The sequence below is a fragment of the Dyella sp. AD56 genome (assembly GCF_002878475.1).
In the GTDB taxonomy this organism is placed as follows: Bacteria; Pseudomonadota; Gammaproteobacteria; order Xanthomonadales; family Rhodanobacteraceae; genus Dyella.
The window spans coordinates 81,789-97,892 of the sequence record NZ_NRDP01000023.1; the positions used below are offsets into that span (position 1 = coordinate 81,789).

Annotated in this window: 8 protein-coding genes; 5 read left to right on the forward strand and 3 right to left on the reverse strand. The window is 63.1% G+C overall.

The annotated features are described in order from the left end of the window. The first annotated feature begins 47 nt into the window (after positions 1-47). The 5 genes from DyAD56_RS14895 to DyAD56_RS14915 all read left to right on the forward strand — a co-directional run bounded on the left by DyAD56_RS14895 (position 48) and on the right by DyAD56_RS14915 (position 6,639). Positions 48-581, forward strand: a complete 534-nt coding sequence (locus DyAD56_RS14895; RefSeq protein ID WP_102303560.1) for a PilX N-terminal domain-containing pilus assembly protein — start codon at positions 48-50, stop codon at positions 579-581. Between the two features lie 66 nt (positions 582-647). Continuing rightward, on the forward strand, positions 648-4,382 hold the full coding sequence (locus tag DyAD56_RS14900) for a PilC/PilY family type IV pilus protein (RefSeq protein WP_233202476.1): 3,735 nt from the start codon (positions 648-650) through the stop codon (positions 4,380-4,382). 62 nt (positions 4,383-4,444) lie between these two features. Beyond that, positions 4,445-4,900: a type IV pilin protein gene (locus tag DyAD56_RS14905; protein ID WP_304529235.1), complete on the forward strand. Its 456-nt coding sequence runs from the start codon at positions 4,445-4,447 to the stop codon at positions 4,898-4,900. Between the two features lie 163 nt (positions 4,901-5,063). Then, positions 5,064-6,086, forward strand: a complete 1,023-nt coding sequence (locus DyAD56_RS14910) for a prepilin-type N-terminal cleavage/methylation domain-containing protein (protein ID WP_233202478.1) — start codon at positions 5,064-5,066, stop codon at positions 6,084-6,086. Position 6,087: 1 nt separating this feature from the next. Beyond that, positions 6,088-6,639, forward strand: a complete 552-nt coding sequence (locus DyAD56_RS14915) for a PilX N-terminal domain-containing pilus assembly protein (RefSeq protein WP_102303562.1) — start codon at positions 6,088-6,090, stop codon at positions 6,637-6,639. Here the strand turns inward: DyAD56_RS14915 and recD are convergent. The 3 genes from recD to recC are packed head-to-tail and all read right to left on the reverse strand — an operon-like array spanning position 6,636 to position 15,848. Further along, on the reverse strand, positions 6,636-8,645 hold the full coding sequence (gene recD / locus DyAD56_RS14920; protein ID WP_102303563.1) for an exodeoxyribonuclease V subunit alpha: 2,010 nt from the start codon (positions 8,643-8,645) through the stop codon (positions 6,636-6,638). The two genes, DyAD56_RS14915 and recD, sit on opposite strands and share 4 nt — an antisense overlap. Continuing rightward, positions 8,635-12,300 (reverse strand): exodeoxyribonuclease V subunit beta, encoded by a 3,666-nt coding sequence (gene recB / locus DyAD56_RS14925; RefSeq protein ID WP_102303564.1) that lies wholly within the window; start codon positions 12,298-12,300, stop codon positions 8,635-8,637. The genes recD and recB overlap by 11 nt, the downstream gene beginning before the upstream one ends. Continuing rightward, positions 12,297-15,848: an exodeoxyribonuclease V subunit gamma gene (gene recC / locus DyAD56_RS14930; RefSeq protein WP_233202480.1), complete on the reverse strand. Its 3,552-nt coding sequence runs from the start codon at positions 15,846-15,848 to the stop codon at positions 12,297-12,299. The genes recB and recC overlap by 4 nt, the downstream gene beginning before the upstream one ends. Between the last annotated feature and the right edge of the window lie 256 nt (positions 15,849-16,104).

A 16,104-nucleotide genomic window follows, 5' to 3' on the forward strand; every position in this document is an offset into this window, starting at 1 on the left:
CAAGCGCCCGGGTTCCGGGGTGTGGTGGCGGCCGTCATCAGCGGGGCGTGGCTCTGGTGGTGGCGATGATCTTGTTGATTGTGATCACGCTGGTTGGCTTTGCCGCCGTACGCGGCACGCTGATCCAGCAGAAGATGTCCGCCAATATGTACGACCGCCAGATTGCGTTCCAGAACGCGGAGGCGGCGATGCGTGCCGCGCAGAAGCGCGTACTGGCGAACCCTGGGGATATCGCGCGCAACTGCCAGGCAGGTGGCGTGGTGTGCCCCGCCAACCCGTTCTCCGATACCCAGTTGGACGCGAGCAATGTCATCAATGTGGTCGCGGGCTCGGATGCCGGCCAGTACACCGCCAGCAGCCTGGCTACGGGACAGCCGCAGTACGTGATCGAGAATATGGGCAAGTGGCAGGATCCGGATTCCAGCACGGGCTACAACCAGAGCGCCAATGCGCACAACTATGGTGCCCAGGGTCTTTCGACCATGGTGACGTACTACCGCATCACCGCGCGCAGCGGTAATCCCAAAGATGCAGGCACCCGTTCGGTGGTGACGCTGCAAGCCATGATCAAGCAGAAGTGATTCGTGCGAATCGCATCTCGTAGTGCTTCCACTCCACACGCCGTAGTCACTGACAGGCTTTCTTTCATGCGCATGCCATTTCATTCGAGCCAGACGCTCGCCAAGTTCCTGGGTCGGCTGGCCGGTACCAGCGCCATGGTGTGCGCACTTGGCGTGCTGAGTGCGCCCGCGCAGGCCGCCGTGACGGTAGATAGTTCGCCATTGATTCAAAGGCCAACGGTGCCGCCGAACATCCTGCTGATGCTCGACGACTCCGGCTCGATGGCGTGGGACGTGATGCCCGACTACGGGTATTTGAGCGATACGTCGTCTAGCGGCCTCGCCAGCGCAAGCGTCAACGGCGTCTATTACAACCCTCAGACCACGTACACAGCACCGCCCATGGCGGACGGCACCTATTACCCCAATGCCAGCTTTACCAATACATGGGTCAACGGCTTCAATCAGCCCGATGGAACCGTGAACCTCTCGCGCTATGACGGCTCGCAGGACAGCAGCAGGAGCGGCTACAGCTCAAGCAGCATTGCGTACGTCAAGAGCGTCAGTGGTTCATCGAATACCTATTCGCCGACCATGGTTTGCGCCAGCGGTGATACGGGGCCACTTACCAGCGGCGACAACATCGGCAAATGCCAGAAAACCAGCGGCAAGATCATCACCTATTACGCGCCCAATGTGCCAACGTGTGATAGCGGATCCACCTACACCAGCAAAAGTAAGCTTTGCACGCAGAGCCCCGTCAGCGTGTTCACCTATACAGTGCAGTCGGCGACGAATTCTTCGTCTTACACCCGGTATTACATTGCCAGCCACGCCGGCGACTGCAGCGCAGCGGGCCTGAGCAACTGCAGCGAAAGTGCGGCAGATCAACAGAATGCGGCCAATTGGTTCGCGTACTACCACACACGAATCCTGATGGCTAAAAGCGGCCTGATGGCAGCCTTTAGCGGGCTCAGTGAAAAATATCGCGTCGGTTTCGGATCTATCGACGGTGGTGATAGCAGCAAGGGCAATGGCAATTACGCCAACCTGCCATCCTCTCGGTACAAGTACGCTGATGGCTACAACGGCGGAAACAATTACATCGCCCAGGTGACGCCGTTTGGTGACGGGTCCAGCGGTACTGATCAGAAGAATGCGTTCTGGAACTGGGTGTCCAAAGCGACGGCTTCCGGTGGTACCCCGCTGCGTCAGGCGCTTACGGCAGCGGGAACGTATTACCAGCAGGCTCAGCCCTGGTCGGCGATGTCGAGCGACCCTCCGACCACGAAGGGAGCTGAGCTCGCATGTCGTCAGTCGTACACCATTCTCACGACGGATGGTTTCTGGAATGAGAGCGACAAGAACTTTTCGACTCCAGGGAACGCTGACAATACGAGCATGGGCACCGCCATTACGGGGCCGAACCAGGCGACCTACAAGTATGTCGCTGCTACCCCCTACGCTGATGGCAACTCCAACACGTTGGCGGATGTGGCGTTCACTTACTGGAGCACCGACCTTCGCCCCAATTCGTTGAACGAGGTGCCGACCAGCGATGACGATCCCGCGTTCTGGCAGCACATGGTGACGTTCACCATGGGCCTGGGGTTCACCCCTACCGGGCTTTCGCCGTCCGGTACCACGATTGAGCAGGTTTTCAACTGGGCCAATGGCACGTATAAGCCAACGCAGTCTTGGATCACCAGTTTCAGCTGGCCTACGCCCAAGGCTGACAGCATCAACAACATCGCGGATCTCGCGCACGCCGCGCTCAATAGCCGCGGTGGTTTCTATTCGGCCACCAGTCCTACCAGTTTCTCCGCAGGTCTTGCAGATGCGCTCAAACGGGCCACGTCGCGTACCGGTTCGGCCGCAAGTCTATCGTCCAATTCCACGCAGTTGCAGACGGGCACGGTGACGTACCAGGCCACCTACACGACCTCCAAATGGACCGGTGATCTGTTGGCCTACGACGTCAACTCCACCACGGGTGCCATCGACACCAAGTCGAAGTGGACTGCTTCGTCGAAGCTGCCCGCTGCGGCCGACCGGAACATCTACACCACCGCCGACGGCACCACATCGATTGCGTTCAAGGTTGGAGCCGACGGCGGCTTGCCCAAGCTCTCGACTGCCCAGCTTACGGCGCTTGGTGCAAGCACGACCGCTCAGACAGACGTGATCAACTATTTGCGCGGCGATCAGACCAAAGAAGGTACGACAGGAGCAGCCTTCCGCAAGCGCGAATCGTTGATTGGCGACATTGTCAGTTCGCAACCGGTGTATGTGGGGGCACCTTCGGCCAACCAGTTCCTGGGGCAGACGTTCACCGGCACCGACACGTTCAGCACGTACGCCAGTGACAACGCCAGTCGCGCTGGTCGTCTCTACGTGGCCTCTAACGATGGTTATCTGCACGCCTTCGATATCAATGGTGCCGAAACCTTCGCCTATCTTCCTGGCGCAGTGATCCAGTACGGCGGCCCTAACGGCATCGCAGACCTGACCAACAAAAGCTATGGAGACAGCAATACGGGTAGCCCGCTTCATCAGTACTTCAACGATGGCGAACTGGCCATATCGGATGTCTACACCGCCAGTGGGTGGAAGACTGTGCTGGTCGGTACCACGGGGCGTGGTCTTGCCCGGACGGTCTATGCGCTGGACGTTACGGACCCCACCAAGTTCAAGCTGTTGTGGGAGCGCTCTGCCAACGACGGCAATTCGGATGGCAATAGTAAGTACATCGGGCAGATGATCGGCAAGCCGGTAATTGCGCAGACCGCGGCCGGCAAGTGGTCGGTGTTGATGGGCAATGGCTACAACAGCGCGGCCGGCACGGCAGCATTGCTGCAGTTTGCGTTGACCGACGGCTCGATGACCGTCTACAGCACCACGGATGGAACGGGTCTGGCGGCACCTGCTGTCTGGATTGGCACCGCAACCAACGGCGTGAGCACGGCAGCCTATGGCGGCGACCTCGATGGAAATGTGTGGAGTTTCGACCTGACCGATGCGAGCAGTGCGGGTACGTTGTTGTTCACCGCAACGTCGGATACGGCGGCCAAAGCCCCTCAACCGATTACTGCGGGCATGCTCATGGGCAAAAGCTCGGCGGGCGATCTGTGGCTGTTTTTCGGTACGGGCAAGTACCTCACCTTGTCGGACCTGACGGATACGAGCACGCAGAGCTGGTATGGCCTGATCATTGCCAAGGGTACCAACAGCAGCAGCACGCCCATCACCGACCAGACCACCAAGACACGCGCAAAACTGGTGCAGCGGGCGATCACGTCAGAAACGTCGGCGACCGTTGACACGTCCGGCAACCTCTCCAAATCCGGTGGTCGTACCGTTACCACCACGGACGAGGCCAAGTCGATGACGGGACTTTCGGGTTGGTATATGGACCTGTTGCAGCCCGTCACTGGTGGAACGACCAAGGCGCAGGGCGAGCGCATGGTCACGCCCAACCAGTTCCAAGGCAGTTACCTGCTGGGCACCACGCGCATCCCCAACTCTGATGATCCGTGCAATCCCGCGGGTACAGGCTGGGTCATGGCGGTGGATCCCTTCACCGGTACCAACCCGCAGACGAGCTTCTTCGACCTCAACCATGACGGCAAGGTGGACTCTTCTGACTATGTCAACGGTAAGCCTTCTGCTGGTATCGGCTTCAACTCGCTGCCCAACAACCCGATCTTTGTGGGCAGCTCCATGCTCATGAGTTTCGACAACGGCTCCAACGCCAGCATCCAGACCTCGGGCGGCGGCAACAATCTCACCCGTATTTCCTGGCGCGAGATGATCAATCAGTGAAGGGGCAGCGTATGACTAAGCAGGCTCGGGTCCGTACGCGCATGCGCGGACAGGGAACAGTGATGACATCTCGGGATGTGTCACTGTGGCGCCACGCGGGATTCACCCTGATCGAGGTGATGATCGTGATGGCGATCATCGCCATTCTCGCTGCGGTGGCTTTCCCCTCGTACCTCAAGCACGTGACCAAGGCCAATCGCGTGGCTGCAGAGGGATGTCTCTCGCAGTTGTCGAGCTATATGGAGCGGTACAACGCCACGTATTTGCGCTACGACAAGACGGGGAGCGACAAGTCCGCTACGGATGTAGCGTTGCCTAGTCTGGATTGTTCATCGAGCCAGCAGACCGGTCGGTTCTATAAGTATGCGTTCGATAGCACACCGACCCAGACCACATACAAGATCAATGCAGCACCTCAGGACGCGCAGAAGACGCGCGATGGCATGTGCGGCACGTTGAGCCTTGATCAGGCGGGAAATCGCACCACGAGTACGGGTCAGACATCCGATTGCTGGTAAGGGCGGCACCGCCGTCAGCTCATCAGGGCTGACGGCCGTCGTATCCGCCAGAACATCATGCTGGCGGATAGGTAAGGGATAGCGCACACCACAAAGCGTTCTGTACCCTGCGTTGATCGGGGCGTCGCGCGCTATACGGCCTTCGCCAAGGCATGGAGTATCGGTGGCTTCGCCATCTGTCTCCGGAGCCATCGTGTCGTCGTGTTCGCTAGCGCGCCCATCGCGATATGCCGGGCGGCGAGGCTTCAGTCTCATTGAGCTCATGGTCGCCATGCTGATCGGGGCGATCGTCGTCGTGGGCGTCAGCAGCGTTTTCCTGGCATCTCAGCACATTGCCCGCACCACGCATGCCTTGGCCGATGTGCAAGACAGCTCGCGCATGGCCTTCGAGCTGCTGGCGCGGGATATCCGCAATGCTGGCGCTACGGGATGTGGCAACCGACGCGTCGCCAATGTACTGGCCATCGGGCCAGACAATGGCGGCGTTATCTGGTGGGGTGATTGGCGCCGCGCCATCCTTGGGTTTGATGGCAATGATCCGGATACCCCCGTAGGCAAGGCCGCAGGCGACCGTGTGGCGGGCAAGCCGTCGCTGCAACTGCTGGGCAGCAAAGACACGAGCTATAGCGTTGCCTCACACGATGAGGCCCGGGCGACGCTCACTCTGCGTGAGGCGAGTGCGGACCTCTCCACTGGCGAGGTGTTCATCGTGTGCGATTACGATCACGCGGCGATCTTCAAATCCAGCAGCGTCAGCGGGCGCACCGTGATGCATGCCAAAGGCGAGGGCAACTGCTCGGCCGGGCTCGGTTATCCCGCATCGTGCGAGTCACCCAACAGGTATGTCTTCGGCCCTAACGCCATGCTGGCGCCTGTCTACGTCTCGGATTGGTACCTCGGCATCAATCCGGATAAGGGACTGTCGCTTTATCGCCTGGGGCTGGAGGGCGGCACGCTCAAACGTCAGGAGATGGTACGAGGCGTGACGGATCTGCAATTGGCTTATCAGCAGCGCGACCATGCAGGGCCATTCAGCCGCGCAACCGAAGTGACCGATTGGGAAAACGTTATCGCGGTGCGTGTGACGTTCACTCTGCAGAGCGCCGACCCACGAGCGGGCGTGAACAATGCACCCATCTCGCGCGAGTTCGGTATGACGGCCACGTTGCGCAATCGGGTGCAGTGAGATGGCTCGGCGACAAACGAGGGCGCGCGGCTTCGCGCTTGTGGCGGCTCTGCTACTGCTCGTCGTGCTCACCTTGGTCGCCTTCGCGGGCCTGCGCGGCACGCTGCTGCAACAGAAGATGTCGGCCCATCAGTATGATCGTCAGATCGCGTTCCAGCATGCGGAGGCAGCGCTACGCGTGGCGCAGTCACGTCTGATCAGCCATCCCGAAGAGAGTGCGCGCAACTGTCAGAGTCAGACAGTGGCCTGCCTTGCCAACCCGTTCAACGATCCCGGTTTGCCGAAGGGCAGTATCCATACCGTGGATAGCGGTGACTTCACCGTGTCGCAAGTCGCCCCTGGCCAGCCTCAGTACGTGATCGAGAACATGGGTGACTGGCTCGATCCGGAGCAGGGTGCGGCGGTCGAACAAAGCGCGAATGCCCGCAACTACGGGGGCCACTCGGAGAGTTCACGGCGGTATTACCGCATCACGGCGCGGAGTAGCGATCCGGTCATCACGGACGGCCGCGTGCTGGTCATCTTGCAGGCCACGCTGGAGCAGCGCCGCTAGTCGCGGGCACTGCTCGAATTCTGGTGTGCGTCCGCTGATGACCAGCGCTGATACAGGCCGGAGTGGCGGTGCACGGGCTGCTCCACGGACTGTCGTACGATGGCGGCCGGCGTCAGCAGGCTGAACCAGCGCCGCGCGCGCGTGATGCCGGTATAGAGCAGTTCGCGCGTAAGCACGGCATTGGCCTCCGCAGGTAATACGAGTGCGGCGTGGTCGAATTCCGAGCCCTGCGACTTGTGCACCGTCATTGCGTAGACGGTTTCCCGTTCGCTCAGGCGCGAGGGCAAGACGAAACGGATGCGCGACGCGTGGTCCGCCGCGTCGCCGGCGACTTCGAACGCCACGCGCAATTGCATCACACCCTGTTCGTCAGGCACGCGCAGGGCGATGCCTACGTCACCGTTCATCAGTCCCAGGCTGTAGTCGTTGCGCGTGACCAGCACGGGGCGGCCTTCGTACCACTCGTGACTGCTGTCGATCAGTTGAGCCTGATGGAGAATGCCTGCGATCTGGCGGTTGAGTCCTTCCGCACCGAACGAGCCTTGTCGCAACGCGCACAGCAACTGGAAGCTGCCGAAGGCACGCAACACACCCCGGGCCCATGCGTCGAATACATCGGGCGCGGCTGCCGCCGACGGGCGTTCGCACCGCAACCATTCAATGTAGTGGCGATAGCCGTGCGGTTGTTCGCCATCGGCGCGCGGCAGAAAGCGCGACGCGCCGCCGTCGAGCACCAGGTCAGTGAGTGTGCGCGCATCGGCAGCGGCATCGACCCAGGCGATATCGGCGAGCCGTTTGGAAAGCAGTGCCTGCACCTGTGTTGCATCACCTTCGTTTACACGCTGCGCGAGCGTGCCGATGCCGCTGTCCGCGCCGAAGCGATGGCTGTGGCGAAGCATCGCCACATGTTGGTCCAGCGCGCGGGCGTCATCGCATACCCATGTATCGATACGATCGCCGGTGGTATCGCGCAGCCATGCCGCTGTGGCCGCACTGTAATGGCCGGCTTCGGCGCGGCGACACAGGTCGCCAAGCACGGCACCAGCCTCCACCGATGACAATTGGTCTTTGTCGCCGAGCAGGATCAGGCGGGCGTTGTCCGGCAGCGCGGCCAGCACGGCGGACATCATCTCCAGGTCGATCATCGACGCTTCATCGATGACCAGCACGTCCAGGTGCAAGGGATGACTGGCGTCGTGACGGAAGCGCCGCGTATCTGGCCGCGCACCCAGCAGGCGGTGCAATGTATCTACCTGGCTGGGAATGCTGGCGCGCACGTCGCTGTCGACGTCCAGTTGCGCGATCTGTGTGCTGATGGACGACTGTAGCCGCGCCGCTGCCTTGCCGGTCGGTGCGGCGAGGCGGATGCGCAAGGGGCGTGCGGTTTCTTTGCGATGCAGGGTCTGCAACAGGCCGAGCAGGCGCACCACCGTTGTCGTCTTGCCGGTACCCGGCCCACCGGTGATCACCGTGAAGGCGCCTCGCGCGGCAAGTGCGCACGCCACGCGTTGCCAGTCGGGCGCCTCGGTGGAGACGGCGGGGAACAATCGAGTGAGTTGTGCCGACAGTAGCGGTGATGCTTCCCACGTATTGGCCAGGCGCTGGCTGATCGCCTGTGCGACCCGTTGCTCGTGGTTCCAGTATCGGCGCAAGTAAAGCCGGTCACCGTCGAGCACCAATGGCGAGGCGCTGCGCGCGGGATCATCAATCGCGGCCAGCAGCATGGATGAGAGCAACGTTGACGGTGCGCGCGCGGCCTCGGCGAGCATCGCCTTCCAGTCGGAAGGCCAGCCACCGTCGTCCGCCAGGGATTCCCACGATGACAGGTCAAGGCAGAGATGGCCGTCTGCTTGCTGTCGGCTGACTAGCGCGCCGAGCAGGGGCAGGGCAGGCGGGGCGTTCGGATCCTGTGCATCGAGGAAACGCGCAAAGGCGACGTCCAACGGTCGCAACCAGTTGCGCTCGATCGCCTGTTCCATGGACGTGAGCCGGGATTCAGGCGACATGGGCGTGCTTTCCGGTGGCGAACAGGTGATCCATCGCTTCGATCAGCGCTTTGGGCAGGCGCTCGATATGTACGCCGTGCCCGGCCTCGTCCACACCACGCAGGTACAAGTAAGCCACGCCTCCCATATGCCGCTCGTAGTCGTAGCCGGGCAGGCGAGCGCGCAGCTGCCGGTGCAGTGCCAGCGTGTACAGCGCGTACTGCAGGTCATAGCGCTCGCGCAGGATCGAATCGCGCATCGCTTCCGTCGTGTACGCGGTGGCGTCGTTACCCAGCTTGTTGGATTTGTAGTCGATCACGTAGTAGCGGCCCTGTTGCTCCACCACCAGATCGATGAAGCCCTTGAGCAAGCCGTTGATACGCTCAGCGAGCAGCGGCAAGCGAGGGCGCGCATCCAGTGTATGCGTCGTCACCAGCCGATCAAGTGCCAGCGTGTCGACGTGCATCGCCTCAAACCAGAACTCCAGTTCGGCGTAGTGGCTGTCCATCTGTGCCAGCGATGCACGTGTGCCATCCGGCAGAGCGAGTGGCGTGCGCAGCAGCTCCGCCATCCATGCGGTGAGCATGGCAATGTGCGATTGCCAGCCGCGCCGCTGGCAGCGCCGTGCAATTTCATTCTCGAGCGCCGACGGGTCGTCAGCGGTCTGTGCAAAGCCTTCGTCGGCGGACCATTCCAGCAGGTCATGCAGGAACGTGCCGGCTTCCGCACCGGCGTGGAAAGCGTGGATGCCTTGCGCCGGTGCCGCAACGGCGTTGGGCAGCACGGGTTGTTCGGCGCTAGCCTCGATCAGCGTGTCCTGCGCTGCTGTTTCCGGCGCGGGGATGTGTATGTGCTCGACCTCGGCGTACTTCAGGCCGCTGTAGCTCGATACGCGCCAGCGCTCCGTGGTCGGGCCCTCGTAGTTGCGCGCATCCCACAATGGTTTGATCTCGGACGGCGAGGCAGGCACGGGCTGGGTGGCTGGCGTGTCCAGCAAACAGATGGTCATGTCGCTGCCGTCGCCGCGCAAAGCGTCCAGTCGCGGCAAGAGCTCGGCGGGCTCGATCTTCGAGCCGCCTGACAACACATGACCGAACGCCGATTTGTGCAGCGTCGATGCCTTGCCCTGTCCAGCGCGCGTGCAGGCCACGCCCAGCCAGCAGGCGTACTGCGCGCGGGTCAGGGCCACGTAGAGAAGGCGTAGGTCTTCCTGCAGGCGTTCACGGTCTGCGCGTGCGAGCGCAGCGTCATCGGCGCGCAGGTCCATGCGCAGCTCGCCATCATCGTCGTGCCAGGTAAAGCTGTCGTCGGCTTTCAGTTCGCGCGCCGAACACACGAAAGGCAGCAGCACCAGCGGATATTCCAGGCCCTTGGACTTGTGGATGGTCACCACCTTGATCAGCGCCGCTTCGCTTTCCAGGCGGACGATTTGCTCGTCGGCGGTGTCGGAGTGCGGGTCGCTGGCGGTCGCTATCTGCGCGGCGAGGTAGCGGATCAAGGCGTGCTCGCCATCCAGCGTGGACGCGGCGTGCTGTAGCAGTTCGGCTAAATGCAGCAGGTTGGTCAGTGCGCGCTCGCCGTCGAGATGCGACAGCAGTCGCCCGGGCAGGTCAAAGGCGTGTAGCAGGTCGTGCAGCATGGCGAGCACGCCGTGGCGTTGCCACGTGGCGTGCAACAGGCGGAACCGGTCGCCGCAGGCTTCCCAATGGTGTTCGTCAAGGTTGAGGCGATCGAGCTCGGCATCGCTCTGGCCCAGCGTTGGCGTAGCGAGCGCGGCGCGCATGGTGCGATCCGAGCCGGGCTCGGCGCAGGCGCGCAGCCAGCGCAGCAGGTCGGTGGCTTCCGGCGAGGCGTAGACCGAATCGCGGTCGGAGAGATACACGCTCTTGAGACCACGACGCTGCATTTCCTCGCGCACTTTCGCCGCTTCGGAGCCACGGCGTACAAGAATGGCGATGTCGCCCGGCTGCAACGGGCGCAGCGTCCCGTCCTCGCGCCGAAAACCGCAGCGCCCCTCCTGCGCGGCGGTGAGCAGATCGACTAGATAGGCGGCGGCGTGCTTCGCCATCAGGTCGGTATAGGCCGTGCCGCTGATCGCGTCGTCGCCCGGCTGCACTGCCAGTTGCATGGGCGGTAGCGGTTGATCATCCAGCACCAGCTCGTCGCTACGGCCACGTGCGGCCACGGGGAAGAACGGCAGCGCATCCTTGCCACGGCCGAAGTCGAATGCACCGTTCTCGTGCGTGTCGGCAAACGCGAATACACGATTGACGGCATCCACCAACGGCACAGTGGAGCGGTAGTTGGTGCCCAGTGTCCACATCGGTTGCCGCGCACTGGTGCGGGCACGCAGGTAGGTATGGATGTCCGCACCGCGAAAGCCGTAGATCGCCTGCTTGGGGTCACCGATCAGCAGCAGACCGTTCATGTCGCGATGCGCGTATATGCGATGAAAAATGCGCCACTGCAGCGGGTCGGTGTCCTGGAACTCGTCGATCAGCGCCATCGGATACTGCGTGGCGATGGTGTCGGCCAGGCGCTTGCCGGTATGCCCGTACAACGCGCTGTCCAGGCGCTTGAGCATGTCGTCGAAGCCGAGCTGCGAACGGCGTTGCTTGGTTTCCTCAAGTTTGGCCGCGACCCAGCGGGTGGCGTGCGCGAGCACGGGTGCGCGCCAGGGCGCGACCAGTCCGTGCGCTTCCACGCAGGTTTCGATGGCGTCGAAGGCGGGATGCTGCAGCGCTTCGGCGCTCTTGTTCTTTGCCGCTGCCAACGCGGTGCGCGTGTAGCGGGGCAAGGCGATGGATGCGTCCGCGCCATCGCTGGCCCAGGCGCGGAGCAGGGCGAGTTCGTCGATCACCTTCTCTTTGCGCATCTTGTTGCCATTGAGCGCGCCGGCTGCCAGCGCCTGCGCAAACAGGGCTTCGATGGCGTCGACGTCGTCCAGCCACCGCTGTCGGGCTTGTGCCTCGGCGATGGCTGAAGCGCCGACCCGCTCGCGGAATTCATCGAGCGTCCGCTCGGCATCGGGCAGGGGGCGACCATCCAGTCGCAAGCTCTCCGGCGGTTGCCGCAGCAAGGGTTGCAGGTCGCTCTGCAGGTCGGCGGGTGTTTTCCACCAGCGCGAGATCAGTGCGGCGCCGTCGCGATCCAGCGGAAAGAAGTGGCAGCGCCAATAGTCGCGTACGACATCGGCGAGCAGCGCGCTTTCGTCGGTGTCCGTGTCCTGCACGAACGGATGCCCGCTGTCGAAGGCGTGCTGGCTCAGCATGCGCTGGCACCAGGCATGGATGGTGTGGATGGCCGATTCGTCCATCCATTGCGCTGCCAGGTCGAGTTGGCGCGCGGCGCGTGCGCGGCTGTCGTCGTCGGGATAGACATCGATCAGGCTGCGTAGGAATTCATCCGCCTCGCGGCGTCCGCGGAACGCATCCGCCGCTTCGCCCAGGCGCTCACGGATGCGCTCACGCAGCTCCGCCGTGGCTGCCTTGGTGAAGGTGAGTACGAGGATCTGCGAAGGCAGCAACGCCTTCCCTTGATGCGTGCCGTGACCAAGCACCAGTCGCAGATACAGCGCGGCAATGGTCCAGGTTTTACCCGTGCCCGCGCTGGCTTCGATGAGCTGGATGCCTTGCAGGGGCAGTTGCAGGGGCTGGAGCGGTGCGGTCGCCGTCATGCATCCGCTCCATTGACGATGGCTGGTAGCATGGGCTGGTAGAGCGCCAGCCAATGATGGAAGCCTCCGGCTTCGAGCGCGTCGAAGCGCGGCCATGCACGGGCGAGATAGGCGTCTTCCTGCACCTCGCCCACGCCGCCGAAGCCGCTGCCTTCATAGGCTAGCTGCGCCTGCTTGCGTGCCTTCTCCGGATCGTCCGGATTCTGCAGCCACGCGAACGCTGTTTTGCGTGCGACGGGCAGCGGCATGCGCATGCCTTCGAGCAGGCAGGCCAGCATGGCGTTGAGGCACATACGGGCGTCGTCAGCGTCCAACGGTTTCAGCACCAAGGTCGTGTCGGTACCGATGATGCGCGACTGCAGGCGTAGGCCTAGCGCGTGCGCCACTACATGGATAACCCAGGCGTTGATTGCCTTGTCGTAGCGGATGTCGTTCTTCTGTTGCAGCTTTCCCGTGGCCAGTTCGAGGCGCACGTAAGGGGTTTCGTCCCCGCGGCGCAAGTCGGTCAGCCAGTCTTCGAGGCGTACGCCGTGCGCCTCGTGCAGCACTTCGATCTTTTCATCCACCAAGGGCCAGCGCTCGCAGGCCAAGCGCCAGCGGGTGGCGAGGTCGCCGCTTTCGCGGGCCAGTGCATCGCGTGCGAGTTCGCCAAAGCCGCCGGGAGGCAAGCTGCCCTGGTCGACGAGTTGGCGGGTAGCAACGTCGACGGCAGCGCGAGGGTCGGCCGACGTCACGGCGGCACGCAGAACGCTGGTCGTGGCGACGTGGCGTTCGAGCGCATTGAGGCCGAACGGCTCCTCGTCCATCGCTTCCTCGTTCCATGTATTGAAATGGACTTTGAGGCGATGGTTGAAGAAGTGGCGTACCGGCCGCGCCACGAAGCCCTGCAACAAAGCCAGGCTCATGGCGGCATCGGGCTCCCACGGTGCCAGCGATCCGTTCATCGCTGCATCGTCGTGGTCGCGAAGTGCCTGGCGCCATTCACGGGCATAGGTGAACAGGTGGGCGTCGGCATCCGCGTTGAAATAGCGGCGGCTGAAAGGTTGCAGCGGATGCACGGTGGTCATCGCGTCCAGCAGATGTTCGCCGCTGCGGATGTCATCCGGATCGTCACCCAGGCGATGCCAGCCGGCGGCGATGTAGTCGCGCAGTTGGCCGACCAGCACGGAAGGTGGCAGCACGCTGTTGTCACGCACGTTGCGTCCCACCCAGCTCACGTAGAGCGTGTCGCGCGCGGAGGCCAGCGCCTCCAAGAACAAGTAACGATCATCCTCGCGGCGTGAACGGTCGCCAGGGCGCGCGTTGCCGGGCTGCGCCATCAGGTCGAAGTCAGCGGGAGCTTGTCGTCGCGGGTAGTCGCCGTCGTTCATGCCGAGCAGGCAGACCACGCGGAACGGAATGGCGCGCATCGGCATCAGCGTGCAGAAGCTCACCGCGCCGCCCATGAAGCGTTGTGACAACCGGCTTTCGTCCATGGCGGAAAGCCAATGCTCACGCACGATGTTGAGTGGCAAGGGCAGGGCGAAGCCTGCCTCCGCGCAGGCCTGCTTCCACTCGTCCAATGCATCGTTGAGGCGCGTGAGGCGGTCGCTATCGGCCGGGTCGTCTGCATCGAAGAAGTCGAGCAGCAACTGTTGCAGGCGTTCGTGCCATTGATCGGGTGCAGCAGGTTCGCGCATGCGCGCCCACCATTGCTCCAACTGGTCCATCAGCAGGATCAGCGGGCCGACCAGCGCGGCATCCAATCCGCCCACCTCACCGTAAGGCGCGATGCCATGCCAGGTGTCGCCTTCACCCACGGCGTAACCCAGCAGCATGCGGCGCAGGCCGAAGCGCCAGGTGTTCTGTTCGATGCCCGGCAATTCCAGGCTTTGTTTCTGCGTGCGGTCGAGGCCCCAGCGGATGCCTGCGCCTTCGATCCAGCGCCGCAGCGTGTGCAGGCCGTTTTCGTCGATGTCGAAGCGGCTGCGCAACGCCGGTACGTCGAGCAGGTCCAGCAGGTCGCTCACGGCAAAGCGCGATTCCGGCAGCGACAGCAGATGCTCCAGCGCCACCATCAATGGCACGGCACCACGCGCGGGTTGATCGGCGACGGAGAAGGGCAGGTGGCGCGGATCATCCGGCGGCAGACGGCCGAAGACGGCCTGTACGTGCGGCGCATAAGTCTGGATGTCCGGCACCATCACGATGACGTCGCGCGGCGAAAGCGGCTCGCCGCGTTGTGCCGCGTCCTGGAACATCGCCAGCAACTGGTCGTGCAGGATCTCCACTTCGCGTTGCGGGCCGTGCGCGACGTGAAAACGCAGCGAGGTGTCATCATCGCGCCACAGCTTGCGCTGGGCGGCTTCGACTGGCAGCGGCTCCAGGTCCAGAATGGCCTGCTGCATCTGCCGCAGCAGCGTGCTGCCATCGGTATCGGCAAACAGGTCGATGCTGCGGTTCCATGCAGTGAACTGCGAGCGATAGCCCTCCGGCTTGTCGAACGCGTCGAGCAGGCGAATGTAGTCGCGCCCCTGTCGGCCCCAGGCGGCCAGCAGCGGATTGGCATGCAGGTGCAGATCTTCGTAGCGCGGCTCGGCCGGTAAGCCGGGCTTCTGGTCGTGGCGGCGCTGGCTGGCCTTGAGCAGTTCGCGATCTTCGATGATATCGGCCCAGTAATGCCGACAGGGGTTGGCCACCAATAGCATCACCTGGCTGAAGCGAGCCAGTGCGGTCAGCGCTTCCAGGGTCTGCTGTGGCAGCGAGGAAATGCCGAACACCACGATGCGGCGAGGCAGCGTTGCAGGCCGCGTCGTCATCGTGTCGATGCGATCGAGAAAGGCCTGGTGCACGGCGGCACGATGGTTGTGGCGCTCCTCGCCCACGTCGTCGAGCAGCAACTGCCATAGGCGAGCCTGCCAGCGTTGATCGGCGGGAAGCTCGGGATGCTCGCCGCGCAGATCGTTGCGCAGCACATACCGCCCCTGTTCCCAGTCCGCGAGCCAGTCGGCGCGATACACCTGGTACTGGTCGAACAGGTCGGCCACGCGTTCGGCCAACTGGAAGCGTTTGCGCTCGTCGGGGTCGTCGCGAAGGAAATCGCGCAGCGGTGCGAACTCGGCCTCGTGCAGATGCGCGGGCAGCAGGCGCAGCAGTCGCCAGCTCAAGCGGGATTTGTCGAATGGCGACGTGGTGGGCACCGCATCACGCCCCAGTACGCTGCGATAGGCCGCCCACAGGAATCGGCCGGGCAGTTGCACGTCGATGGCGGCACTGATGCCCAGGCCTCCGCCTACGCCGGTGGGCCGAGCCAGCGCCCACTTCAACCACTGCGCGATGCCGTTGCTCTGCACCAGCATCAGCTCATCTTCCAGCGGACGCAGCGGCGCGCGGGCAAGCCAGCCCGTCAGCAGATCACGCAGGTCTTCCATGCGATTGCCATGGATAACCATCAGGCCCGGCTGGATCGGGCTCTCCAGAGGCAGGTCCAGGGTGTGGCTCATGGTTGGCAGCGGCAGGTATCGCTCATAGCGGGCATTCTCGCCGAGTGGGCGAGAGATGTCCCGCATACTGCCGCCGTGCCGTCCCATGGCCTGAGACGGCGCAGGCGCTTAGAGCAGGCTCTTGGAGCCTGTTCAAAATCTCCAACCCTGGCGGGCGTCATTCCGGCGTAGGCCGGAATCCAGTGACGGACGCCATCGGTTATCGCGTCGACTTCAAGCGTTTGGCTCTACTACGAAAACCGAGCTACGTGGTCACTGGATTCCGGCCTGCGCCGGAATGACGGTGAGGGGAATGAGCGCGCATGTGAAATTTTGAACAGAT